Source organism: Neobacillus niacini (genome assembly GCF_048572935.1).
In the GTDB taxonomy this organism is placed as follows: Bacteria; Bacillota; Bacilli; order Bacillales; family Cytobacillaceae; genus Neobacillus; species Neobacillus niacini.
In genome coordinates this window covers 1,948,529-1,974,056 of the sequence record NZ_CP183883.1, presented here as the reverse complement: position 1 = coordinate 1,974,056, position 25,528 = coordinate 1,948,529, and the positions used below count along the sequence as shown (strand labels likewise).

At 34.7% G+C, this 25,528-nt stretch carries 19 protein-coding genes; 7 read left to right on the top strand and 12 right to left on the bottom strand.

Annotated elements, in window-relative coordinates; genetic code table 11:
* Positions 1-248: 248 nt before the first annotated feature.
* Genes ACN6MT_RS09190 through ACN6MT_RS09180 form a run of 3 tightly spaced genes read right to left on the bottom strand, consistent with a single transcriptional unit; the run spans position 249 to position 3,150 of the window.
* Entirely contained in the window at positions 249-965 is a 717-nt protein-coding gene (locus ACN6MT_RS09190; protein ID WP_419955646.1) for a glycosyltransferase family 2 protein, read from the bottom strand.
* Positions 962-2,014 carry a lipopolysaccharide biosynthesis protein gene (locus tag ACN6MT_RS09185; RefSeq protein WP_419955645.1) on the bottom strand — a complete coding sequence of 351 codons (1,053 nt, stop codon included), beginning with the start codon at positions 2,012-2,014 and terminating at the stop codon, positions 962-964. The genes ACN6MT_RS09190 and ACN6MT_RS09185 overlap by 4 nt, the downstream gene beginning before the upstream one ends.
* Positions 2,014-3,150, bottom strand: coding sequence for an SDR family NAD(P)-dependent oxidoreductase (locus ACN6MT_RS09180; protein ID WP_419955644.1), 1,137 nt, complete (start codon positions 3,148-3,150; stop codon positions 2,014-2,016). Before ACN6MT_RS09180 ends, ACN6MT_RS09185 begins: the two co-directional genes overlap by 1 nt.
* 394 nt (positions 3,151-3,544) lie before the next feature.
* Between ACN6MT_RS09180 and ACN6MT_RS09175 the strand changes: the two genes are divergently transcribed.
* Entirely contained in the window at positions 3,545-4,534 is a 990-nt protein-coding gene (locus tag ACN6MT_RS09175) for an LCP family protein (RefSeq protein WP_419955643.1), read from the top strand.
* 55 nt (positions 4,535-4,589) lie between these two features.
* On the opposite strand, the gene ACN6MT_RS09170 is transcribed toward ACN6MT_RS09175, so the two are convergent.
* The 8 genes from ACN6MT_RS09170 to ACN6MT_RS09135 all read right to left on the bottom strand — a co-directional run bounded on the left by ACN6MT_RS09170 (position 4,590) and on the right by ACN6MT_RS09135 (position 17,635).
* Complete coding sequence (locus tag ACN6MT_RS09170; RefSeq protein ID WP_419955642.1) at positions 4,590-5,723, bottom strand: glycosyltransferase family 4 protein; 1,134 nt, start codon at positions 5,721-5,723, stop codon at positions 4,590-4,592.
* Positions 5,724-5,741: 18 nt separating this feature from the next.
* Entirely contained in the window at positions 5,742-6,995 is a 1,254-nt protein-coding gene (locus tag ACN6MT_RS09165) for an O-antigen translocase (protein ID WP_419955641.1), read from the bottom strand.
* 137 nt (positions 6,996-7,132) lie between these two features.
* A complete protein-coding gene (locus tag ACN6MT_RS09160; protein WP_419955640.1) occupies positions 7,133-9,721 on the bottom strand; it encodes a YfhO family protein in 2,589 nt (862 codons plus the stop codon).
* A gap of 140 nt (positions 9,722-9,861) precedes the next feature.
* Positions 9,862-12,849 (bottom strand): PA14 domain-containing protein, encoded by a 2,988-nt coding sequence (locus ACN6MT_RS09155; RefSeq protein ID WP_419955639.1) that lies wholly within the window; start codon positions 12,847-12,849, stop codon positions 9,862-9,864.
* Positions 12,850-13,099: 250 nt separating this feature from the next.
* Positions 13,100-13,507 carry a GtrA family protein gene (locus tag ACN6MT_RS09150; RefSeq protein WP_419955638.1) on the bottom strand — a complete coding sequence of 136 codons (408 nt, stop codon included), beginning with the start codon at positions 13,505-13,507 and terminating at the stop codon, positions 13,100-13,102.
* Complete coding sequence (locus ACN6MT_RS09145) at positions 13,508-14,551, bottom strand: glycosyltransferase family 2 protein (RefSeq protein WP_419955637.1); 1,044 nt, start codon at positions 14,549-14,551, stop codon at positions 13,508-13,510. It abuts the gene before it with no gap.
* Between the two features lie 140 nt (positions 14,552-14,691).
* Positions 14,692-17,082, bottom strand: coding sequence for a glucosaminidase domain-containing protein (locus ACN6MT_RS09140; RefSeq protein WP_419955636.1), 2,391 nt, complete (start codon positions 17,080-17,082; stop codon positions 14,692-14,694).
* Positions 17,083-17,242: 160 nt separating this feature from the next.
* Complete coding sequence (locus tag ACN6MT_RS09135; RefSeq protein ID WP_419955635.1) at positions 17,243-17,635, bottom strand: hypothetical protein; 393 nt, start codon at positions 17,633-17,635, stop codon at positions 17,243-17,245.
* Between the two features lie 394 nt (positions 17,636-18,029).
* Here ACN6MT_RS09135 and ACN6MT_RS09130 point away from each other — a divergent pair, with 394 nt between their 5' ends.
* From ACN6MT_RS09130 to ACN6MT_RS09105, 6 genes are all read left to right on the top strand, one after another.
* Positions 18,030-18,974, top strand: coding sequence for a LytR family transcriptional regulator (locus ACN6MT_RS09130; protein WP_419955634.1), 945 nt, complete (start codon positions 18,030-18,032; stop codon positions 18,972-18,974).
* 119 nt (positions 18,975-19,093) lie between these two features.
* On the top strand, positions 19,094-19,768 hold the full coding sequence (locus ACN6MT_RS09125) for a sugar transferase (RefSeq protein ID WP_063251995.1): 675 nt from the start codon (positions 19,094-19,096) through the stop codon (positions 19,766-19,768).
* Between the two features lie 2 nt (positions 19,769-19,770).
* The gene (locus ACN6MT_RS09120) at positions 19,771-21,039 is read left to right on the top strand and encodes an oligosaccharide flippase family protein (protein WP_419955633.1); all 1,269 of its coding nucleotides are present in this window, start codon (positions 19,771-19,773) and stop codon (positions 21,037-21,039) included.
* Entirely contained in the window at positions 21,014-22,141 is a 1,128-nt protein-coding gene (locus ACN6MT_RS09115) for a glycosyltransferase family 1 protein (RefSeq protein ID WP_419955632.1), read from the top strand. The genes ACN6MT_RS09120 and ACN6MT_RS09115 overlap by 26 nt, the downstream gene beginning before the upstream one ends.
* Positions 22,128-23,366 carry an O-antigen ligase family protein gene (locus ACN6MT_RS09110; RefSeq protein ID WP_419955631.1) on the top strand — a complete coding sequence of 413 codons (1,239 nt, stop codon included), beginning with the start codon at positions 22,128-22,130 and terminating at the stop codon, positions 23,364-23,366. Before ACN6MT_RS09115 ends, ACN6MT_RS09110 begins: the two co-directional genes overlap by 14 nt.
* The gene (locus tag ACN6MT_RS09105) at positions 23,363-24,427 is read left to right on the top strand and encodes a glycosyltransferase family 4 protein (RefSeq protein WP_419955630.1); all 1,065 of its coding nucleotides are present in this window, start codon (positions 23,363-23,365) and stop codon (positions 24,425-24,427) included. Before ACN6MT_RS09110 ends, ACN6MT_RS09105 begins: the two co-directional genes overlap by 4 nt.
* A 55-nt stretch (positions 24,428-24,482) precedes the next feature.
* Here ACN6MT_RS09105 and galE read toward each other — a convergent pair whose 3' ends face one another.
* Positions 24,483-25,490 (bottom strand): UDP-glucose 4-epimerase GalE, encoded by a 1,008-nt coding sequence (gene galE, locus ACN6MT_RS09100; protein WP_419955629.1) that lies wholly within the window; start codon positions 25,488-25,490, stop codon positions 24,483-24,485.
* Positions 25,491-25,528: the final 38 nt, after the last annotated feature.

Sequence of the window (25,528 nt, the reverse complement as noted above, 5' to 3'; positions counted from 1 at the left end):
TCAAAATTATTGTTGACCTCAGGCTGATATAAAATTCAACTTGTTTTTCTTTTAAGCAAGCTTGAAACCAAGAGAAAATGACATAATTTCAAAAAACTATTCTATAACTCTATCACAAATTACACACAAAAGAGATTATAGCATTTTCTAAAATTATTTTGTATCATTTCTTTTTACCAGTGGTTTTCTGATTGCTGAAAAAAATAGTATGATTTCCCTATTAGAAAACATACTATTTTTTCTATCATTTATTTATTTTTTAACTTCGATTTTAAAAGCAACGTAGAGATTTGGTATCTCCAAAGTAATTTTTCCTTAAACGAGGAAGTATTTTCAACAGTCGTAACCGTCGCGTCATGCCTGCGGTAATAAATAAGCTTTTCTGGTATAAGTAATGCTGATTTATTCATGTCTGCAACCAAACCTATCCACATATCATGCATCGGTACATTACGAGGAATAGGCAGTATTTTCGTCTTTAATTCTTTTCTAAAAGACATCGCACAACCGATATAACTATTCTTAAAGATATTTTTGATTACACCTGCCCGGCTCCCTCTAAAGTGAAAAAACGACTCGATGGTGGTGTTGAGTTGGTTATCAACAACTGTGATATCTGACATAATCATTTGGATGTTTGGATGTTTCTCATAGTACGATTTAACTGTTTGTACTTTTTCCGGTTTCCAAATATCATCCTGATCACTTAAAAAGATGATGTCATTTTGAGTACGCTTAATCGCATTCTCAAAATTTGAAGTCACTCCAGATTCTTCATTCGTAAATAACTTCACACGATGGTCGTTTTTTAAATATCTTTCAATAATAGCTATGGTCTGGTCAGATGAATGATCATCCGAAATGATTAATTCATCCTCACTGCCTAACTGCATTAGAATACTGTCTATTTGCTGTTCAAGGTATTTTTCCCCATTATAAGTGGCCATTGCTACAGATACCTTCATCGAATTTCACCACCACTTTTATTCGAATAAAACTCATGGTTATCCTTTTCTGTTAACCCTAATACATCCAATACAAAATAGTTAATCGAGTATCTCTCTTTCACTTGATCATCAACAGGTACATAGGGAGTAGTCATAAAGTCAGTCGGGACGACAACGGAGTTTCGATCAACGATACAAATATTATTCGGATGATAAAAATCATAATGCTGGATATCTGTATTGGTCGTAATGATTTTCTTATTCGCCCCGAGCATTTCAATCGTTCTCATTGTTAGACCTGTCTGCTTTGGATGTTGAATATCAACAACAGCCTTAGACTGCTTTAATTTCGCTGTCAATTGCTCACTTGGCAAACCGACAAAGGAAAAATCAGTGATTTGGCTGCCTTGTAATTCACTCGTTAATAGTTTTCGCTGATAATACATTATCTTACTTGGGATATATAAAAAGTAAAAAACGTTTAAGTTATTTTTTTCAAATTGCTGTCTGACTTCATTTAAAATTAGGTAACGATCACTATGTACGGTACCAACAAAAAACAAATCATAAATGAGTTCAGATTCTTCCTGTGATAACTCTTCATATTCCTTATCAAAAAACAAAGGTCTAAAAGTCAGCCCAAATTGGTCGCAGTCCTTTTTATCAAAGGAAAAGACCTCATCAAAAAGATCTAATTTCTCAAGTGTATTCACTTTATTCGCTACAGAATCCCATAACATGAGGACCAATTTCGCATTGGGATTTAGTTTCCTCACATCTTTTAAAAAGGACTTTGGTGTCGCTTCTGCTTGGCAAATAAACACGAAATCATATTTTTTATCTTTGATTTTAGAAGTGATATCGTCATAATGCTTGTTAATCTGTCCTGTTACAAAGTTTCGGTTGATTCGAAGCAGTGCTTTTGAAAGAAAAGTGTTAGAAGGGCGCTCATCGAAGTAATCGACTTGAGCACCCATTGATTCCATCGCCCTCATTAATTTTTTGTGATAATTAAAAAATAAAGGACACAAAAACAAAATCTTTTTATTGTTTAACTGATATTCCATTATTTATATAATCCTTTTTTCTTCATTTCCTCAATGGATTTTTGATAACGGTCTTCGACTACCTCTTGCTGATTTACCCAATCAACAAACTTGCTGATACCTTCTTCAAAGCTGACTTTTGGTGTAAATCCTAACTTCTCTTGGATTTTTGTTAAATCTGCAAAGTTATGTCGAATATCACCTAATCGGAAATTGCCGCTGATTTGAATCTCAGTGTCAGAATCATATTTTTCCTTTAAGACGTTTGCTACTTCAATAACAGTTGTAGGCACACCTGTCCCTACATTGAAACTTTCAAAGTTTGCTTCTTCCTTTTCAATTCCAAGGATGGTTGCATCTACGATATCGTCAATAAATACAAAGTCTCTTGATTCTAGACCGTCCTCGAAAATATTAATGTTATTGTTATTTTTAATAATTGTCGAGAAAATAGACAAGATTCCTGTATAAGGGTTTTTTAAAGATTGACCAGGCCCGTAAACGTTTTGGTAACGGTAACCGACAACTGGAATATTTAAAGACTTCCCAACCACCATACACATTTGTTCCTGAACTTGTTTCGTAATACCATATACTGATGTTGGGTGAATTTTCGTTTCTTCCGTTGTTGCCATTACTTCTACGTTACGGTTGCAAATTGGGCACTTCACTTCGAAATCGCCTTTACTCATATCTGCTTCTGTTCTTTCAACAGGGTAAACAGTACCATGCTCCGTACACTGATACATGCCTTCACCGTAAATCGCCCTCGAAGCAGCCACAACAATTTTTTTCACCTGATGTTCTTCATTTGTCAAAATATCCAACAAATTGGAAGTTCCCTTCACATTCACATCAATGTATTTATTAATTTCATACATGGATTGACCAGTACCTGTTTCAGCCGCTAAATGAACCACGACATCCTGCCCCTTTAATGCCTTTCTCCAGTCATCACTGTTAACAACGTCACCTTTAATAAAGGTAACTTTATCTCTAATTTTCAAGAATAATTCGGATGATGTACCATCTTCCCCATGAATTTGAGGAGATAAATTATCAAGGACAGTTACTTCATATCCTTTATCCAATAATTTCAAGGCTAAGCTGCTGCCGATAAACCCTGCACCGCCAGTAATTAATACATTTTTTAGCATAATAATTTCCTTCTTTCTTTTATAAAAGAGTGATCATTGATTTTTCATGAATGTATTGACTCTATTATACAAAATGTGATGAAGAGTTCAAATGTCCTTACGACCTATGTAATAAGTGGTTCAAATGATGTGTAACAGATAGCATACTGTTTTCGTCTATAAATGGGGAGTGTTGATTATTTCCGCCAAGAGACTTTGAGTAAAAAGTAACTAAATGGTTTTATCTTTCCAAAACTTAATTATAGCATTTCTTTGTCGTTTTTTGTACTTTTATTGATGGTTCTTAGCAATTATTGTTGAAGTTCCGTATGTTCAGGTTTATAATTTAATCTATGAATTTATGACATTTTTTCCCCAAAAAATTGAAACCTTCAAGAGTAGGAGGATACTATATATGATTAATACTAGAACTAGAAAAAGGTCAAAAAAGAAGCTAAAAAAGTGGGTATGGTTTACTCTATTTTCCTTTTTTATCCTGTTGGCTGGCAGCGGATTTTATTTCTTTAATGTTTACCATAATGTCGCAAGTGCGGTTGATAACATGAATAAACCTATTTCTAGAGAAGTATCTGAAAAGCGGGAAGAAAAAGTGGAATTCACAAAAAAAGACCCGGTTTCAATCTTAATGGTAGGTATTGATGAGCGTGACGGGGATCATGGACGTACAGACTCTATGTTAGTTCTTACACTAAATCCGGAAATGAAATCTACAAAAATAGTAAGTATACCGAGAGATACACGCACAGAATTAATCGATCCTGAAGATTCGGAAGACTCTTCGAAAGATAAGATTAATCATGCCTATGCTTTTGGCGGGATTGAAATGAGTATTGCCACTGTTGAAAACTTCTTAAATATTCCAATCGATTATTATGTAGAGATTAATATGGAAGGATTTAAGGATGTTGTTGACGCTGTAAATGGTATTGATGTTAATAACCAATATGAATTTGAATTGGACGGCGTAACGTTAGAAGTCGGTCCACAGCATTTAAATGGCACGGAAACACTTGCATACGCAAGAATGAGAAAACAGGATCCCCGAGGCGATATTGGACGTGGAGAACGTCAACGAGAAGTAATTTCTAAAATTATCGCCAAAGGAAAATCATTATCTACTTTAACCAACTATGATGATATCCTCAACGCTCTAGAAGATAATATTAAAACAAACTTAACTTTAAGCGAGATCATTGATATGCAGTCATCTTATAAACCAGCTGCAGATACGATCGAAAAGCTTGAAATTGAAGGCACCAATAAAATGATTAGGGATGTATGGTATTACATGGTAGAGGATACAACCAGACAATCCCTATCAGACGAATTACGTCAACACCTTAACTTGCCGCCAGAAACCGTAGCGGAAGTTGCGGTAAATTAAAGAATTAAAAAATAAACCCGATTAAAATGTCTTAGGACATCAAATCGGGTTTATTTTATTTCATTAATTTTTCATATGCTTTATAGGTGAGTTCAGCGGCACGCTGGTAGGAATAGTCTTCAAAATAACTTTCAGGCAGTTTGACTCGATCCTTTTTCAGTGCATTAAATATGGCATTTTTAATGGTTTCTGCGTCATATGGATTACAAATCTCACCATACTGGTCAAATTTGTAATAATGAACAGGACAGTACTCCACTGAAGAAACGACAATATTACATCCAGAAAAAAGTGCCTCTAAACTAGAAAGTCCAGGCGACTCTCTGAAAGACGGAAGAACATGAACAGCTGCTTTGCGATAAAGGGCAAAAATTTCATCATGGTCTATCTGATCGATAAAATGAACATTTCCCCTTTTATCTGCGAGCTTTTTTACATATTCGCCATATTTCTGATCATGTATTCTGCCTACAAAGACAATTGGGATTTCGGGATCATTCTCCAAGGCTTTAATAACACTGGATTGATTCTTTGTTGGCTCAATTCTCCCAACTTCAAGAACAATATTTTCCAGCTGATTCAGCCAATCAATCGATAAACTAGAATTCGCAGGAGCCTTTAAATCAACGGCATTCGGTACAACAATGGTTTTTTCCATTAACCCCTTAAGCCCAAATTCTCTTTCAACGATATCAAGTTCTTCATTAGAATTAGGTAACAAGATATCTGCAGCTACTAGAACCTTTTTTCTCTTATCAACATAGTTTTTACTTCCATATTGATCTTTCCTATTTAAGACTAATCCAGCTGCTTTTTTTAAATTTATCACAAGATTTTTATAGTTATATCGATTTTTAGTGATATCCATGTAATTGAATGTACTGGTTAAGAAGGTATTAAAAATAAAGTGCGATAGATCCCAATAGATAGTAGAAAGAGCGAATTTCTTATTGTATTTCTGGCACAATTCAACATACTTCAAGGTTTCATCTATTGTTTGTATATTAAAAACATGAACCAAATCAGCATCGCTATGTTTAATAAAGTCACTCTCATTTAAAGCTAATTCAATCGTAACAGGAAAACTTTTCTCTAAGAATTCCTTTGTTTTAAGCATTTGCACTGTGTCACCGCCACGGTGACTAAGGGCATCATGGCGAGTTGCAAATAGAACTTTAGTTTTTCTCATTTTAAAACATCCAATCTTTTATTTTGCTTTTAAAAATAAGATATGCCTAAGCATATAGGCAACCATTAAAAAGTACAGGAAGTAAGTTAAGCTATAAGCGTAAGTTACGCCTATTAAGCCAAATATCTTAATAAAAATGATAGAAAGAACCGTTAATGTTATCGAATAAAAGAGTTCTGTAATGATTACATGTTTAGTCATCTCTTTTACAAGCATATTAAAGGAGATGAGCCAGCTGGCAATTTTGAAAAAGTCCCCTATTAATTGAAACAAAAATAATTCCCTCATCACTAGGAAATCTTCAGAATACAAAATTAAAATAGCAAAGTCCTTCAAGAAATAAACAACAATTAAAATAACGGTTAGTATAGGGATAATAAGTTTATAACCATCAAATATTTCTTTTTTTAATTTCAGATTATCTTTGATTTCCGATAATCGAGGTAGATAATATACACTTAACGACATAGTTATAAACATTAAATATGTGTCTGAGATTTTTGTTAGTCCCTGCCAGTATCCTGCTTCCTCAAGAGATAAGGTATCAGTGATATAATTTCTAATGATAATAAAGGATACTGGTACGGTTAGAATATGGATCATAGACATAACCGTATAATTTGAATAGCTTTTTAATATGGAAAGATCAACTTTCCTAAGTCTAATTTTTCTAACCCAATCTTCTTTGAATAAATAACCAATGGATATGAATAGGACCAGAGTTTGTGAAAGTACATAAGCGTACATAGCTCCTCTTAATTCCCATTTAACGGTTAATACGATGGAAAGGACTAAACCAAACAAGCTTTGTGTAACATTAATAAGTGTAAACTTCCTGATTTTCTTAAATCCATTAACAGCAGCCAGCAGGATACTATTAATCGCATAAAGGATTAGAAATAGTCCAATATAAATAAAGATATCGGAATAGTGATCTGAATCCAACAGAAGAACGGAAAGTTGGGTATGAAGCAGAATGATAACCAGCCCTGTAATGAGGGACGCAATAAAAGAAATTGTGATTGCTGCATTGATATATTTTTTCTGCGTATCTTCTTCCTCACCATAGAAAGAAACATACTTAGTGACTCCCTGACTAATTGAGAAGTTACTGAGGTTTGAAACAATAGAAAAGAAATTTTGTAATTGTCCTATCTGCGCAATACCCGCTGGTCCCACATAGATTGCAATTACTTTGTTTACAATAAAACCAGTTAAGATTTTAATAACCGTTGCTATGGATGAAAGAAAGCTTGTTTTAAGTAAGTTCATATTTATCCTTTAGACTATTTTTATTACAGTAGAGGTCCCCTAAAGTTGCACAACTTCAAGGAACCTCTTGATCCTGTTTTAATCCGTATTAATTCTAGCAATTATTTTATTTGAAAGCAATGAATTTAGGATTGTCTCTATATACCCTTATCCCATTTCATTTTTAATGATTTTTGCTTCCTTAACTCAAGGAATGATAATAATCCCAAAGTAACAAGACTAAAAATAGATAGGATTAACCCTAAATTAAACCCCTGCGGTTTAAAATGAAGTTCCACATCATGCTGACCTTGTTCAACATCTACCCCAATAAATCCACCAAGCTTCTTCACAGGGACAGACTCTCCATCAACTTTGGCACTCCATCCAGGATCATAAGGTATAGAAAAGAATAAATTGTCATGATTTGTTACGTTTATCATCCCTTTTATTGAAGTAGCATTCCAGCTCGTAACATCTATCGATTCTGCTTTTATTTGTTGGATTCTTTCTTCAAATTTTTCAATATCCAAAGCATAAAACATATTCTGTGTTAACTGGGTTTCTGGAACTAAGAAGTGAATGGTTATATTTACTCTCTCACTAGAAAAAGCACCTAAATCCAAAATACGTTCGTTATGGAATGTCGGGTACACCCCGACACGATTACCATTAACAAAAATCTCTGTTTCATTAAAACCCGGAAATCCTTTGCCGGCAGATATCAATGTGTAAAGTTGATTCTTGTCCTTAAGATCAAAAGTCATATTAATAGTCCCTGGAAGTGCAGGGTCACTTTTCTTAAAATATTGGACAGATCCATCCTTTCGAACATTAAGATTTGTGTAGGTAATAGCACTTGGTTTAATAGGATAAAAGTAGTCGATACTCTCATTAAGCGGCCCTAAAAGTTGATTCTGCAAATCAAAGGGATTATCGTTTTTTGATTGAAATACAGTCTGCTGTTTGGCCGTCATAAATCCAATGGGAATGGCATTCATATTTTCATATAAACAAACGCCCTCATTACAATTAACTAGCTTATATCCGTGCTTATCAATGGGTTGATCAGATACAAAATACTTATAACCAAATAAGGCATCCGTAACAAGTACCCCGTTGTTCTGCATTAAAGAACGCGGGCCTAAGGTAGTACTATAGCCCAACTGATACATAGCTTGATGCAAGGTCCCATTTGATAAAGTATTGAAATTGGACATGCCGTTGTAATGAAAGCGAAAAGAATCGTTATGCGTTAATCGAATGTTCGTATTCATCCGATAAAAACCTTGATCTTCTTCATTCATCATGTCAACCATCTTTTCAAATCCTGGTTTTATATTATAATCATCTCTTTTAATACTATATCCAGCTAGACTATTTAAGGTATTAATGTGACGGTAGGCGTTGATACTTAAGTCTACAAAGATAAAGAAAATGAGTAAAAGCGGCAAATACTTCTGATAACGTGTATCAAGCGTTTTAGCATACAAAAGAATAGCAAAGATCGTTAACAAAATGATATTGAACAATGCTTTTTTCACCGATACGAGTTCTGGGGTTATTTCAGGTAACAATATTAGTATAAAGACATTGGCAGCATACACCTTTAGTAAGGCAGATACGTATTTTTTTTCAAAGGAATTATAGACTCTAAATCCAAGTACGATCATTAAAAATGAAAAGATAAAGGCAAATCGGTGCAGGTAACCTACCGGGGACTCAAATGCATGCCAAACAAGGTTTAACAATTTAATTTGAAGGCTTAAAAATATTCCTCCTAATAATAGGAGATACAGCACTTTTTCCTTTACTCTGAATTCTGTCATCATAAAAAACAATGGAAATAGCAGCAACACCATTAAACCACTATAGACGTTAGGCAATTCAAATAGTTGTATACCGCCATTATATAGTTTGGCAAAGAATTGAAAAAAACTAAATGCAGGTTCAGTCATACCGTTACTATCACCTGGCGGATAAATATTCCTATTTAGATGTAAATAAGTGGGTATCGTTAAAAAAGCTGAAATCCCACCAGCAATGACCGTACAGAAAATAAATGAACCAAAACTTTTTAGAAAAACTTTCTCACTTATTCCGATTGAAAGGCTTCTTTTAATAAAATAAAGAAAAGTAAAAATGCCAATTATATAAGCCATATAGAAATTAGAAATAAAAAGAAGAGCTAACACGATAATAAATAATTGTCTTGTTCCACGTAAAAGAAATTCTACACCCAGCAGAACTAATGGCAATAAATAAACACCATCCAACCACATAATATTGAAGGCGTATACCACTGTGAAAGATATTAATGAATAGGTAGTTGAAAACATTAGCCTTGCTATGTTCAATGATTCATACATTTTAGAAAGATAAATATACATAAATAAACTTGATAGGCCTATTTTTGTTAAAGTAATTAATACCACAGCCTCAGGTAAGTTGTCACGCTCAAATAATACGATTAAAAAAGAAATCGGGCTTGATAAATAATAGGCGAAGGTAGCCCAAAAGTTTAATCCCATCCCTGCTTCCCAAGCATAGAAAAGGCTCCCCTTTCCTTTTAGAACATCATATAAGTGATTATAAAATGGAATATATTGAGTATAAAGATCACCCATTAAGATCGAACTCTCGCCAAAAGGATACACCCCTCTTAAGACATAGACGAATCCCATCAATAATATTGGAATAGAAAAAGATAAAAAGAAGATACTAGAACGAGCAAAACTGATTTTCATTACAACCTCCATGGATATTATGTGATTAATATGAACCATTATATCCATCAAATGGTAATTTTAATGGGGTACAAATGGATTTTATGTACAAAAAACTGCTTATCACATTTGGATAAGCAGCATTTTTTAACTGTTTTACATCATTGATTAATGAAGTTGTAAAATTCCTGTGCGTAATTCCCAATCTTTACTGCCCATGCTTCATCAGTAGCATATTGGTGCCAGCTATTATCAAATCGCATATTATCAATCGTTGGTTTACTAGAGTATGGAAAATATCCATCTGTATCCCATGTGCGATCCACATAGTTTTTCTTTATGAATGAGGCTCCCGCGATGATTCCACCCTCAGGAGTAGAATAGTTATAAGCCCCTTCATCTGGTCTTGTATCGATGGCCCCGATTCCATAAAAGTTATACTTTGCTTTCACAATCGAAGAATTTCCCCATCCCGTTTCTAAACCAGAATGCGCCAGCAGGTAAATGGCATTTAAACCCGTTTCTTCTTGGGCTTTCAGATATGCATAGCCCATATTGGTCATAACCGTTGTTTTCCCACCACTCTTGTAATTTATGAATCTATTAATCTGGTCAGCTGTAACATTCGCTTTTGTCATAAGTGGAGTAAAAATCGTAACATGATTGGTAGATGGCGTTTTACTAAACTCATACTTAACCACATTATACCCTTCATTCCCGCCTGCATTACTTGCTCCCCAAATCCATCCCTTTTGACCTGATTGAGTTTGAACATAGTACCATTCAGAATAAGCAGTCCCAGATGTTGTTACATGGTCAAGAAGATAAACACTCGCACCTGCCTGAACGGTTCCAAGACTAGGGCTCGTGTTAGAGGAACTGCTTCTTAATGTTCGTGCTTCTTTCACCAGCCATGTGTCTTCCGTTAAACTGGCTTCAAGATAGTCCTTTTGAACCCAGCCAATTTGTCCATCACTCATTTTTATCTTTGCAGCATATAGTTTTTCTTCTAAGACATCTACAGCATCACCATAACCTAGTTCCATCAATCTCGTATAACTAGGATTATAGAATACTAGATGTTTTCCATAATCAATCAATTCTTCAAAACTGCGATAGACTGGCAACTTTATAGAAGAAACCAACTTCGTATGTGGCAATTGCTCCACAATTGGTACTGTATTTGGCTCAATGAAAAATTCGATTGCACTATGATAAGTGGCATCATAATATTCAACATCAATCCAATGGACATCTTTTTGATCTGAGCTTGTATCAACACGATCCTTTATGGCTAGTGCAGCTGTATTTTCTTGAAATGCGCCAAGTGTCCACCTGTCAATCACCAATTTCCCATCAACATATACACGGACACCATCATCCGCTTTTGCCCGTAATTTATAGTTTCCTGCAGGAATTCGTTTCGCAGTTGAATACCGTGCAGAAAAATAATCAACCTTAAAGCCACTTACTGGTGCTCCTACCCCATGGTTTTCATAAAGTTTCTTATATTCCCCATTAGGCGGAATGACTTTTGCAGCAGTTGGATCACCAGACAATGTCGAATTTGGATAGTAATAAGCAATCCAGGTATCAAGCGGAAGAATATCAGAATAGACGATTGCTCCACCTGTATTTTCGTAATAGTGTGTTTTAACCGTATGTTGTCCTTCTGTCACTCCAAGCCATAACGCGCGGTTCGTAACCGCCGAAGAATCACTCCATCGGTTTATAGGAAATTGCCCATCGACTTCTACCTTAACACCATCATCCGCTAGTGTTTGAATAAAGTAATCTCCCTTTAAGAAGTACTTGGATTGGTCAAAAACCCCAGTAAAGTAATCTGAGGAAATCCCATTTCCGGGACTGTTAAAACCCCAATTATAACGAACAGTCCCCACCGATTGTGTCGGTATTTCTTGAAATTTCTTATAATTGAGAGAAAGCTTTGCCTGCCCGCCATTTTCAAAATACTCAACACGGATTTTGTGCTGCCCTTGAGTTAGTAGTACTTTACCACTTTTCCTGCCGCTATCAGAGTTTGTCCAAGCATCAATGACATTCTGATCATCTACCCAAACACGGAGACCATCATCAGAAATGGCATCGAAATAGTACATCCCTGCTTCAAGTTCCACATTTTTAGTGAATCTAGCTGAAAACCTATCTTGTGGGATAAACGAATTTGGTGAACCCCATCCCCAATTAAAATTGAGGGTTGAAAGCTTTACAGCAGAATTTTTCCCGCCAATCACATATGGATCGCCTGCTAACGACATATTAGGATAGACTTCCCCAAACCATGTATCATCAAACGCCGTTTCATAAGGCTCTAAGAAAAAGTCGATACCACTATTATGACCGCCGTCATAATATTCTACATCTATCCAATGGACATTTTGTTCCCCTGGATTGGCATTTGCATGATCTGCTATTTCAACCTTCTTCGCATCCTCTTTAAACGTTCCGGGTGTCCATCGGTCTAAAACTAACTTTCCATCTATATAAATACGAACACCATCATCAGCCTTTGCCCGTATGATATACTCCCCTGCAGGAATTCGTTTTGCAGTCGAGTAACGTGCAGAGTAGTTATCTGCCTGAAAACCATTAACCGGTGCCCCTACACCATGGTATTCATACAGCTTATTGAATTCACCAATTGGCTGTATAACCTTTGCTGCCTTCGGAACTCCTGAAAGTGTTGTATTTGGATAATAATAAGCAATCCATGTATTAAAGGGAAGCACATCAGAGTAAAGTGCTGCTCCTCCTGTGTTCTCATAATAATGCGTCTTTACCGAATGATACCCCTCTGTCACACCAAGCCAAAGAGCACGATCAATGTTCCCGGCAGAATCACTCCACCGATCTATCAGCCATTTACCGTCCGCCTCTAGTCTTACTCTATCATCAGCAAGTGTCTGGACAAAATAGTCGCCACTAGAATAGTTCTTGGATTGATCAAAAAGTGCCGAAAAGCGGTCAGCAGGATATCCCTTTGCCGGGCTGCCAAAACCCCAATTATAATGAACCGGTTTACCTGATTGAGGTGCATAAATATTTTCCTCTGCGTGCACACTAACACCTAATGGAAGCATTACCGTTAATAACCCCGCACCAAATCTCCACTTTAAGTTATTCCCCAAGTTTACAAGCCACTCCTTATTTGTCTATTTGTCTCTTTATAATAAAAAAGTAAAATTCAACAAAAAAAAGAAGTTCCTTAGAATTCAACAATTGAATGTTTCTTAAGGAACTTCTTTTAGAAGAATAACATAAATATTATATTTTGTTTACAAATCATTACAAATACATTAAATTACCAAATCGATTGAAAAAATGGATATATTAGGGTTGCTTAACTCGATAATTCTTTTCATTATAGGATCATTGATATTAATCAGCACTCAATACTTTCTTTGTCATCAAATACCCAATCGGTAAATTAATAATGGTTGTAAGTATTGGAACAAGCCATTTACTTTCAGGAGACAAAAGTACCAAGAAAGAAGGAACGAGATAGGCAATTACAGCTTGGATCGTGACGACCGAAGGATATTTCATAAACTTTTTTATACTCGGAAGGACTCGAAACGTAAAATAGCTGTTAATAAAGAAAGATGTGAGGTTAGCCACTAGAAAAGCAATTAAATTTGCCAGTTTATATCCCAAAAGTGGACTTAATAGCAGAAACCATACAAAATGGTGAGCCGTATTAAAGATACCAGTTAAACAATATTTAATGAATCTATTTTCAAATATAAGGTTAATGATTTTACTATTATCTTTGTAGTGATTTTCCACTTAGGAGTTTCTCCTTAGGTAAAGAGCCTTTTTCTTGTGTATGTTCCGTTGAATGGAAGAAGGGAATTCTCCCTTAACAATTAAACCTGGCTTGGGCAGTTCCTTTTTTAAGGCAAAAGAAGACTGTTCTTGAACAATATAGCTTGGTCTTGCTTTTACCTCAATAAATATTCTCCCTATATATTCGCCAATAATCCCAAGGAAAATCAGCTGCAGCCCGCCAAAGAATAACATAATGGAAACAATAGAAGCATATCCACTTACCTCATTTCCAAAGGATAATTTAGTAAAGATAATGTAAAACATATATAAAAACGCAGAACTAGCTGTAAAAAAGCCAAAATAGGACGCCCACCTCAAAGGTGAGATGGTAAAGGAGACAATCCCATCTATTGCGTAGTGAACGAGCTTCAAAAAACTCCAGCTAGAGTCTCCTGCCGCCCTTTCTATATTCTCAAATTCAATACATTTTGTCCTATAGCCCACCCACATAAATAATCCCTTTGCAAAACGGTTCTTTTCCTTCAATTGGAGAAAGCTTTCCACGACCCTGCGGTCCATCAGACGGTAATCTCTTGCACCATCAACAATATGTACATCACTCATCTTATTAATGAATTTGTAAAACTTCCTGGCAAACCAGCTTCGGATCGGTGGTTCTCCGCTTCGATTTGAGCGGCGGGTATAAATGACATCATAGTTACCCTTTATCCATTCCTGAATCATTTGCGGCAGCAAATTGGGAGGGTCTTGAAGATCTACATCCATTAAGATCACAGCATCACCACGGGCTGCTTCAATTCCTGCAAGCATAGCAGCTTCTTTACCAAAATTTCTGCTAAAACTAATAAACCTCACATTTGACTCTCTATCGCTTAATTGCTTTATTTTTTGTATTGTTTCATCCTTACTGCCATCGTTAACATAAATAAACTCATATTCAATGTCCTTTAACTCTGCAAGGATTGGATTGACCACAGAGTAAAATAAATTCACCGATTCATCTTCGTTGTAACAAGGAACGATTAAGGAAACCAACTTCACTGTTTTCACCTTCTAACTAATGCCATTATGGTAATTGATTTATAGTCACAAAAATTAGTATTGCCAATAATTGCCTATCTTATTTAACCAAAATTATAGAAAAAAGGGATGACTCAAATTAAGAGTCATCCCTTCTATTCTTATTCATATACTGGAAGATCGAAATAAAGTGTATAATTATCGATCATTTGATATAAATTATACATATTCGTAATTTGTTTTGCAGCCCAGCCAATATCTGTAGCGTATTGATGCCATGTTTGAATAGGATTCCATCTCATTTTATATAATGTATCCTGTTGGAACGTAGGATTATAGATATAGCCACTTCCAATTAACTTAGCCCCGCCAATAATGGCTGCTTCCGGAGTAAACCATCCTTCATCATAAGCTTTCTTTGCTCCACAATCCCTTGCGCAGCTATCGAAGGCATTATAGCCATACATATTATATACTGTTCGGCCATTATATTGAACCCCCTTTGCTAATGATGACTGTCCATTTCCCGTCTCATGCAGCGCATGGGCAATTAAATAAATTTCATTCACATTATAAAGTCTTGCAGCTTCAGCAAATGCTGCAGCCGTTCCACTCAGGGATCCCTTTGTGGAATTAAGAATCTTCGTATTCACTTCATTTACATCAATATTCGCAGGTTTAGATAGTTTTAGAAATTGAAAATACTGATTGCTAGTTGAAGGGAAATTATTTGGATTTAGATAATATTCTACATCTGCTGGTTTTGCATCTTTGAATTGTAGATATATTTTGGTCCATTCGCCTTCGGTGCCTAAGATTCTAAAATCTTTAAACCCAGCATCTTTTTGTGCAACAATCTCATAACCAGTACCAGGGCCACTTCTAATATTCACATCGTTACCAGTTACTATATTATTAACTGAGTCTATATAAGCAGTGTAAATATATGCCGGATCATTTCGATACTTATCCGTTTGCGGAGACTTCTGCATTTGAAGGTTAAGCATTTGTGCCAATGTCATATTATAGTTGGTAGTCATCACCTGTGGTCCATTTAAGACTTTCTCAGTTGTCGTCCACCAGCCATAACGGTTTGTTACCATTTTTGCATTAGCTACTGTATTTTCATAGCCCCAGAATGTACCGGTAGCAATACGGTAGACATTCATTTTGTCGCCAGTTGCTTCCGCTGTTGCATACAACCCATTCTTTTTAAAGTAATCTAATGCTTGATCACTTTTACCATTACCTAATAGTGGTTGTGTGACTACTTTATAGGCGGCGTAGCCTACTTTATCAGTTGCTTGAGTGGTGTACCACCAACCGTTTTTACTGAAAAATGCACCAACCTGTTCGATTCCAAGGACAGGATCGGTAACAATTCTAAATAAAGAGTAATCCTTCTCATCAGTAATTTGTGTGCTATGCCCTATTCCTAATTGGTTTAAATAGGTTATCCCTTTGTTTAGTTCATTTTCTGTTAAAGGAACGGTAACAATACGATAAATTGCAGGACCCTTTTTACCAGTTGAAATAGTGGTTGACCACCAGTTTTTACTATTAAAATAAACGCTAGCCGTCTCTAGCTTTTTTATATCTATTGTTTCTTCGGAAATAATTCGGAACGAGATAGGAACCTTTTGATCGGATGGGGTTAGACTATACCACCAACCCTTTTTATCTAAATACTCGGTCGCACTTGATAGTGAATTTCCGGCTAACGGGTTAAAGATTATTCTAAAACTATCACCCGCTTCTGCCGATTCATATCTAGCAGAAAATCCCAAATCCTTTTTTATTTGATTGACTATAGCTTGTACCTGGGTTTCTCCAATAAACCAGCCAGTACTAATAATCGTTCCGTCTGAATATTTAACTGGTTCATAGTTAGCATTTAATCCTGTTTTTGTATTGAATTCTTGCAGTACTCTTTTTATTAGTTCCTCATCATAAAATTCACCTGAGATAAATTGTTTGTATTCCTGATATTCTCCGGTTGGTTGGTAGGATGAGGAGATTCCAGTAGACTGTTGGAATTGTTGAATGACTCCCTTTGTAAAATCTTCTCCCGCGAATCCTTCAGCTACTAATCTCTTTTTGAATACATATTCCCCAGTTTGTTCATATGCAGCGTTAACTCCGGTACTTCTGGTGAAGTCTTGTATAATACGCTTTACATTTTCTTCACCATAAAAATACCCTGTTACAATTTTTTGATAAGGTACAGGTGCTCCTGCCGGCTGATAACTCGCACTAAACCCCGTACTACTTTGAAAATGGTTTATTCTTTCTTTGGCTGCCACTTCATTATAGTAATCTCCTGAATAAATTCGGAAGTATGGAATAGGGTCTCTTGCTGGTTCATAAGCTGCCCACCAGCCTGTATCAGACATTAATCTCTGCAAAGCATTATTTACGCTTTCCTCACCATAAAACTCTCCTGTTATAATTCTGTGTTGTGAATAGTCTGTATAGGCAGATGTTTTATCGGGAGGTGAGAAAAGAGTAATTACGAAAAGCAAGAACAAAAAACTAATGGAAAACTTTTTCATTTCTTTATACATTCCCCCTATTAATCTACTAAAATGAATAAATCATTTTAGTTATAAAGTCGACAAAAATTGTCGATTTATTAAATATTAAATACCATTTTATCATATTTTGTGTTTAATAGACTGTCAATAAATTAAAAATATTGGAATATATTACAGATCACTTTTTAAATAAATATTTTTTTATTATCATGTACATACCTTTCAAGAATAGGAAACCTATGAAGAAAAGCAAGAATCCCCATAAACCAATAATGGCATCGTCAAATTCCATTTGCCCTCTGCCCGTTATCTTTTGCTGTATTTCTATAGCAAAAACAAGGACAAGTATGACAGTTAGAGTGTAGATAAATGAAATAGCAGTAATACTATATTTTGCCAATCTAATAAAAAGGGCGTGTACAATAAAAAATGTGAATATTCCAATTATACCCAAAACCCATAAATGAAGGTCTTTATCTGTAAAATTAAAGCCCATCAAATTTGATAGATTCCAGATATAGTCATGTAGTGTATTAACAATGTCTGCTAATAGTAGAATTAGTTCTTTCATAGAATCCTCCTTTTTTTTTAGGTATTTGTGTATTATATTACCTATTATGACATTGTCGAAATATAGTATAAATGTTGCATTTTATAAAAACAAGTAAAGACACTGCCATCCTAAAGTACTATTCTAGAAATAAATTTATTGGTGTTTACTAGAACGCTAAAATTACCAAATAATTTGCAACATATCTATAATTTTATATTAATATTTGGTATATTCTGCTATACTGCATATTGATGGTTTAAATTTGATAATAGAGGAATAATCTACATCTTATTATTTTAATTACTTAGTGTTATCATATTATAGTAAAAAAGACGCATTGCATTATTTGTCGAAAATTAATTCATACCATTAATTTCATTCATATATATTTCAATACCTAAGGAGGAAACACATGTCTTCTAGAGCGGAAAAGAAAAAAAACAAAAAGAAAAAACGCAAATGGTTACGTGTCCTATTAACCATCCTTATTATATTAATTGCTGCAGTCGGTGCCTATTCATTTTCCGTCTATAACTCATTAACGAATGCAGTTGATACTATGCACTCTCCACTTGAAAGAGAGAAATCAGATAAAAGAACGGAAGAAGTCTCCTTGAAGGAAGCTGAACCGATTTCGGTTGCATTATTAGGTGTTGACCAAAGGGAAAACGACAAAGGCAGATCAGATACGATTATTATCCTTACGGTTAACCCAAATACAAATTCTGTTAAAATGTTAAGCATTCCTCGTGATACCAGAGTTGAAATTGTTGGCAGAGGAAAATCAGACAAAATAAACCACGCATATGCTTTTGGTGGTGTGGAAATGTCACTCAATACGATTGAAGAGTTTTTAGATATCCCTATTGACTATTATGTCCAAATTAATATGGAAGGTTTCGAAGATATTGTGGACGCAGTTGGCGGTGTCACTGTGGAAAATGATTTAGATTTCACTATCGATGGAAGACATTATGCAAAAGGCACGTTAAATCTTAATGGAGACAGAGCATTGTATTATGCTCGTATGCGCCATGAGGATCCACGCGGAGATTTTGGAAGACAAATGCGTCAACGCCAAGTTATCCAAGCTGTTATTAATAAAGGTGCAAGTCTAAGCTCTTTAACCAATTACGGTGATATATTCAGTGCATTAGGAAATAACGTAAAAACAAACTTAACGTTTGATGAAATGGTAACCATTCAGAGTAAATACAAAGGTGCCATAAATGCTATTGAACAAATTGAAATGAATGCACAAGGTGCAATGATTAATAACGTTTCTTATCAGGTCATTTCAGACGAAGAAAAACAAAGAGTACAGAATATCTTAAAGGAGAATCTAGAAATTAAGTAAAGTCTTAATTCTCCTTTATCTTTCATATTAAACATGGAATAATGTTGGAAATTGTAGAATCATAGAAATATATTAGATATAATAGTTACGAAAATCTTATTAATTGGGTGGTGTATGGTATGAATATAAAAGTTGAAACTGAGAATTCATTCCAAAAGCAGCAAGGCTCTCTAGAATCTCCTTATCCATATATAGAACAAAATACTTCTACACTAGATTTGCAATTATTTATTAAAAGAATAATAGATATTGTAATTGCTTTAATTGGGTTAATTATAACTGCCCCAATATTGCTTATTACAAGTATTTTTGTAGTATTGGATAGCCCTGGACCAGTCTTATTCGCACAGGAACGCGTTGGACTGAGGGGAAAATATTTTATGATATATAAAATCCGCTCCATGGTGACAGACGCAGAAAAAAATGGGGCTACTTGGGCTGCGAAAAATGACCCAAGGGTAACAACTGTTGGTAAATTCATTCGTAAAACAAGGATAGACGAACTTCCACAGTTATGGAATGTTCTTAAAGGGGACATGTCCATTGTTGGACCACGTCCAGAAATTCCAAAGTTCACTATTCAATTTAACGAAGAAATTCCGGGTTTTGTTAACCGGTTGTCAGTTAAACCAGGATTAACCGGCTGGGCGCAAATTAATGGCGGTTATGATTTAACACCTGCTCAAAAACTAGAAAAAGATATGATTTATATCAATAATATATCTCTTTTATTAGATATAAAAATTATCTTTAAAACCTTCTTTATCGTTTTTAACGGAAAAGGTGCTAGATAAGTATGGGACTTACGAAAAAACTTTTGAATAAGAACTTATTGCTAAAAAATATATCTTGGACGTTTTTTGGTAACATTATATATTCGGCTTGCCAATGGGCCATACTTTCGATTATTGCGAAGGTTGGCTCATCTTTAATTTTAGGGGAGTTTAATTTAGCTTTTGCCATAACAACCCCCATTTTCTTATTTTCAAGTCTGCAGCTGCGTTCCGTTGTAGCTACAGACCATAAAAATGAATATTCTTTTCAAGAATATTTTCAGCTAAGATTCCTGTTATCTATTCTTTCTCTTGCAGCAGTAATTATTCTTGCAATGTTCCTTAATTATGATTTGGTGTTTAACTTAGTTTTAATAGGAATAGCGCTAATAAAATTTTTTGAATCCATTAGCGACATTTTTTATGGAAAGTTCCAGCAAGAAGAAAGATTTGATGACATATCCAAATCATTAATCATTCGAGGAATTCTTTATATCGTCCTTTATTTCATTGGGGTATTTTTCCTTAACAGTCTTTTGATTGGTGTAATACTGGTTAATGTTTCATTTATTTTTTTACTTTACTATGATTTTAAAAAGCTAAATGAAAGAATACACTTTAAACTTGATAGAAAAAAACTTGTTATGCTTACCAAGAAAAGTATTCCATTAGGATTAGTGGTCCTTATTATTTCACTAATTGACAATGTTCCAAAATATTTTATTGAATACAATATTGGTACCAGTGAACTAGGGTATTATACCTCGATTGTATATGTAACAATAATTGGCAGCACCATCGTTAATGCTTTTGGACAAGCTAGTATGACTAGACTCTCTTTATATTTTCAACAGAAAAAACTTGCCCAATTCATCAAGCTTCAAATTCAATTGATTATTTTTACGATCATATTAGGACTTTCTCTTGTTGCATTTGTGTATTTGGTTGGAGACAAATTATTAGTCTTATTATATAACTCGGATTTTGCAAATTATTACGATGAGTTTAAACTTATTATGATTGGCGCTGTATTTCTATTTATAAGCTCTATTTTTGGTTACGGTATTACCGCTGCTAGATATTTCAAAGTGCAGCCTTTTATATTGTCAATCGTCTTACTATCTAATGCAATATTTAGCTTTATTTTAATAAAAGATGGCATATACGGTATATCCATTGCCTACTTACTAACGAGTATCATTAATTTTCTATGCCATTTATGTGTGTTTATTTATATCTTGAGAACGAGTAAAAAGGGTGAAGCAAATGATCAGAGTGCTCCAAGTTATTGAGAAAATGGACAGGGGCGGAGCAGAAACATTTATTATGAACCTATATAGAAATATCAACCGAAGTGAGATTCAGTTTGATTTTTTAGTTCATGATCCCGCGGGACACTATATAGATGAAATTAAGGAGCTGGGGGGCAATATCTATCCATTGCCTTCACCAAGCTCGATTGGAATTAGAAAATACAAAAAGCTCTTAAAAGAAGTATTAACAACTAATGGCCCGTTCAATGCGATTCATAGTCATATTCATCATTTTTCAGGTGTTATCGTCCAAACTGCCAGGAATGCAAAAATACCTGTGCGAATTTCTCACAGCCATACTTCCAGGGATTTTAAAGTTTCTAATCCTTTAAGAAAAATGTATAAAATGATAATGGAAACCTTAATTAAGAATAACTCCACATTGTTATTTTACTGTTCAGATAAGGCTGGTCAGGCTCTTTATGGCAGTAATTTCAAGAAAGATAAACGTTCCGTTTTTATTCCAAATTCAGTTCAATTAGATCAATTTAAATCAGTTTGGCAGATGGATAAAAATGAAATACGAAGTCAGCTAGGTATCCCTCTTTCCAAAAAAATTGTTGGTCATGTTGGCAGCTTTACAACACCAAAAAATCATTTGTTTCTAATCGAGGTTTTCCATCACTTAGTAAAAACTCATCCCGATTTTCATCTCGTTTTAGTTGGCGGCGGGCCGCTTAGATCTGATATTGAAAGTAAAGTGAACGAATTAGGGATGAGCGAAAATGTGACTTTCTTTGGAGTTACAAATGATGTGCCAATGGTTTTACGCACATTTGATATCATGTTATTCCCCTCTCTTTTTGAGGGTCTTCCTACTGTTATTGTTGAAGCACAAGCTGCCGGTATTCCAGCTGTTCTTTCGAATACCATCACAACTGAAGTAGATATGGACCTTGGTCTGCTTGTTTACAATGATCTAAATTTAACATTAGATCATTGGTCGAATACAATCTTAGAATTGGTGAATAAGCGTGTCCCAGAATATCAAATAATAGTTAATAAAATACTTTCAAAAGGGTTCGATACAGCTCAAGTGGCTGAACTTTGTGAAAGGTTGTATATAAATGGCCATAAATAAGTACTGGATTGAAGTTTTTTTAAGAAATTACTTGAAATTTATCATGTTTTCCATGCCCTTTTTAATTGGGTATATACCATTTTTGAGTGAGACCCTGGCACTAAAGAGCCCGTTTATTATTGGAATTTATTACGGACCTTTACTGCTTTCTGTCATTTGGTTTAAAGATATCATTCATTTTAAAACGATAAAATATTATACTGTCATTATTTTAATATCTATTATTACCCTTATATGGTCTATAGATGTTAATAAGGGTATAACAAATATCTTCCTATTAGTATCGTCTATTGCTGCAGCCTATTTACTTTACTTATTTGACTACCGCAAGTTATGGGCTTGGTTTTCTTGGGGGATGCTTGTATTTACAATACTATTAAAATTGAAAGTGTTGTATTTCTTCCTAGATACTTATAATTTTGGCGGCGATCGGCTGGGGTATATCGAAGGTCAATTTGCAACGGATCCCAACTTTTTAGGAATGTATATTGGGATTGCGCTGTTTTACTTTATATCTACACTAAAAAATAATCTTTCTAAAAAGATAAATAAGACATATATTTATATCCATTTAGCGGCTTGCTTACTATTGATTTACTTTTTATTTTTAACACTATCACGCACGATAACACTTTCACTAATCTTAACTCTCATGTTAACTTTTGTTGTCCTTGTCTTGAAAAACAACTTTAAAGAGAAAAAGGTCTTAGTCAAAACTTTGTCCATTTCTCTTGTTTCAATTATATTACTGGTCTTCCTAATTTTGAATTCCCCATTATCGTCAAGGTTTAAGGGGTTATTACACGATGACCGCATCGATATTTGGAAAGTGATTTGGGGCCTTATTGGCAAGTTTGATATTTATTCCTTTTTCGGTTATGGACTGGGTTCTTCTGATTTAATAATAGGAAAGTACTTTCATGGTGCTGTATCTGACAGTGAAGGTATTCTTCGATTTAGTGCTCATAATTTGTATTTCGATTGGCTTCTTCAAACGGGTCTGATTGGATTTGGAATTCTCCTTTATTTGCTTGCTAAAATGATCAAGGTGAATTGGAAATCATTAAATAGTAAAAATATTGATCTATTCTTAATCAGCACATTCTTTTTAATTTGTTCATTCGGAATTAATACATTTGGACACTATTCATTACCAGTTATGGTTGGCTTAATTATTTCAACACTCTTAACAAAAGAATCTACACATAAAGGAACGTCAAAATGAAAAAAAATATTCTCTTGATTATCTTAAATTCAGCCTATGGCGGTGCAGAGCGTCATGTATTAGACATTTGCAGATACCTGGATAGAAGCAAGTTTAATCTGTCTATTATTGTACCTGAAAACACTAAAATCGAAGAAGAATTAAAAGGGATGAAAAATATACAGGTACAAACCGTTAATAGAGGCAGTTCAAGTATCTTGTCTATGTCGAAACTTATTAAACAAATGAATCCTGATACGATCCATGTTCATAGTCCGCGGGCAACCTTAATGGCAGCTATCGCTGTCGGTCTAGCCGGTTTCAAGGGCAACTTCATAACAACTGCTCATGGATGGATACCAAATCGACTTAAGTTAAGAAAAGGTATTGAACTCGTTTATATATCAGCTTTAAAGCGATATAGCAAAATTATAGCCGTTTCCGATGATGTTAAAAAAACTTTAAACTCTAACAATATTCCATTAGATAGGATTGAAACAATCTATAATGGTGTAGAAATTGAGGAAACCAAATTAAGTCATACAGCCTCCAGCAGAAAAGTGGTTTTCCTTGGGAGATATATCGAAGAGAAGGGACTCCCTTATCTTTTAGAAGCTTTAAAGGAAATCAATAAAAGTGAATTAAAAAATAAACTAACTGTTGATTTTTACGGTGACGGTCCTTTGAAAGAGTATGTAGACCAAACAATTAAAGAAATGAATACAAACAATGTTAGAAATTGTGGTTTTATGAATCCCGATCAAGTGATTAAAACACTCCGGAACTATGATATCCTTATTATGCCATCTATCCAAGAAGGTTTTCCCTATACATTAGTAGAGGCATTTTCAGCAGGAATACCTGTTATTGCTTCTAGTGTAGGCGGTATTCCAGAAGCATTGGAAAACGGGTTTAATGGGTTTTTAACTACTCCGAAAAGCAGCGAAGATTTAAAAATTGCCCTCGAAACATTTATTAGATTAGACGATGCAAAGGTTCTCGAGTTGAAGAAAAACGCTCTTGATACCTCTAAGAAATTTAATGTTGTTGACATGGTAAAGTATATTGAGAAAAACTATTAATATAAAATGAAAAAGATGACTTTCCCTAAACTTTTCGTTAGGAAAGTCATCTTTTTTAATATCCTTCAGGATTTGATTTTTGCCATCTCCAGGAATCCTCGCACATTTCCTTTACCCCTTTTTCAGCTGTCCAGTTAAGTTCTAACTTCGCTTTCTGTGGGTTTGCATAGCTTACGGCAACGTCACCAGGTCTCCTATCAACGATTTTGTAGGGGATTTTTCTGCCAGAGGCGCTTTCAAAAGCTGAAACAAGCTCCAAAACACTATATCCCTTACCTGTACCCAAATTATATGGTTCTACACCCGTTGTCTGAAGTACCTTTTCAAGTGCTTTTAAATGTCCTTTTGATAAATCAACTACATGGATGTAGTCCCTTACACCAGTACCATCAATAGTTGGAAAATCATTTCCAAAAACTTGTAACTCTTTCAATTTTCCTACTGCAACTTGTGTAATATATGGCATTAGATTGTTAGGAATGCCATTTGGATTTTCACCGATTCGGCCACTTTCATGTGCTCCAATAGGATTAAAATAACGTAAAAGAGCAATACTCCAACTTTCATCCGAGATAAACAAATCACCTAAAATTTCTTCTATCATGAGCTTCGTACGTCCATAGGGATTTGTTGCAGAAAGCGGAAAATCCTCTGAAATCGGAACTTGTTCAGGTAATCCATAAACAGTAGCTGATGAGCTAAATACCAATTTTTTTACACCATATTTATTCATTACCTCGCAAAGAATAAGTGTTCCCGTTATGTTATTATGATAATAATGTAAAGGTATGGACACAGACTCTCCAACAGCTTTTAGACCAGCAAAATGGATAACTGCTTCAATATGATTCTCCGAAAAAACCTTTTCAAGCCCTTCCTGGTCAAGTATATCTACTTCATAAAACTTAAAATCCTTGCCAGTGATCTCTTTAACACGAGTTAATGATTCGGGCTTACTATTTGAAAAATTATCAACAACTATGATTTCATATCCAGCATTTAATAGCTCTACACAGGTGTGACTTCCGATATAACCAGAACCTCCTGTAACTAAAATCGCCATGGAAATGACCCCCTTTATTTCTCTGATGTATTAAAAAA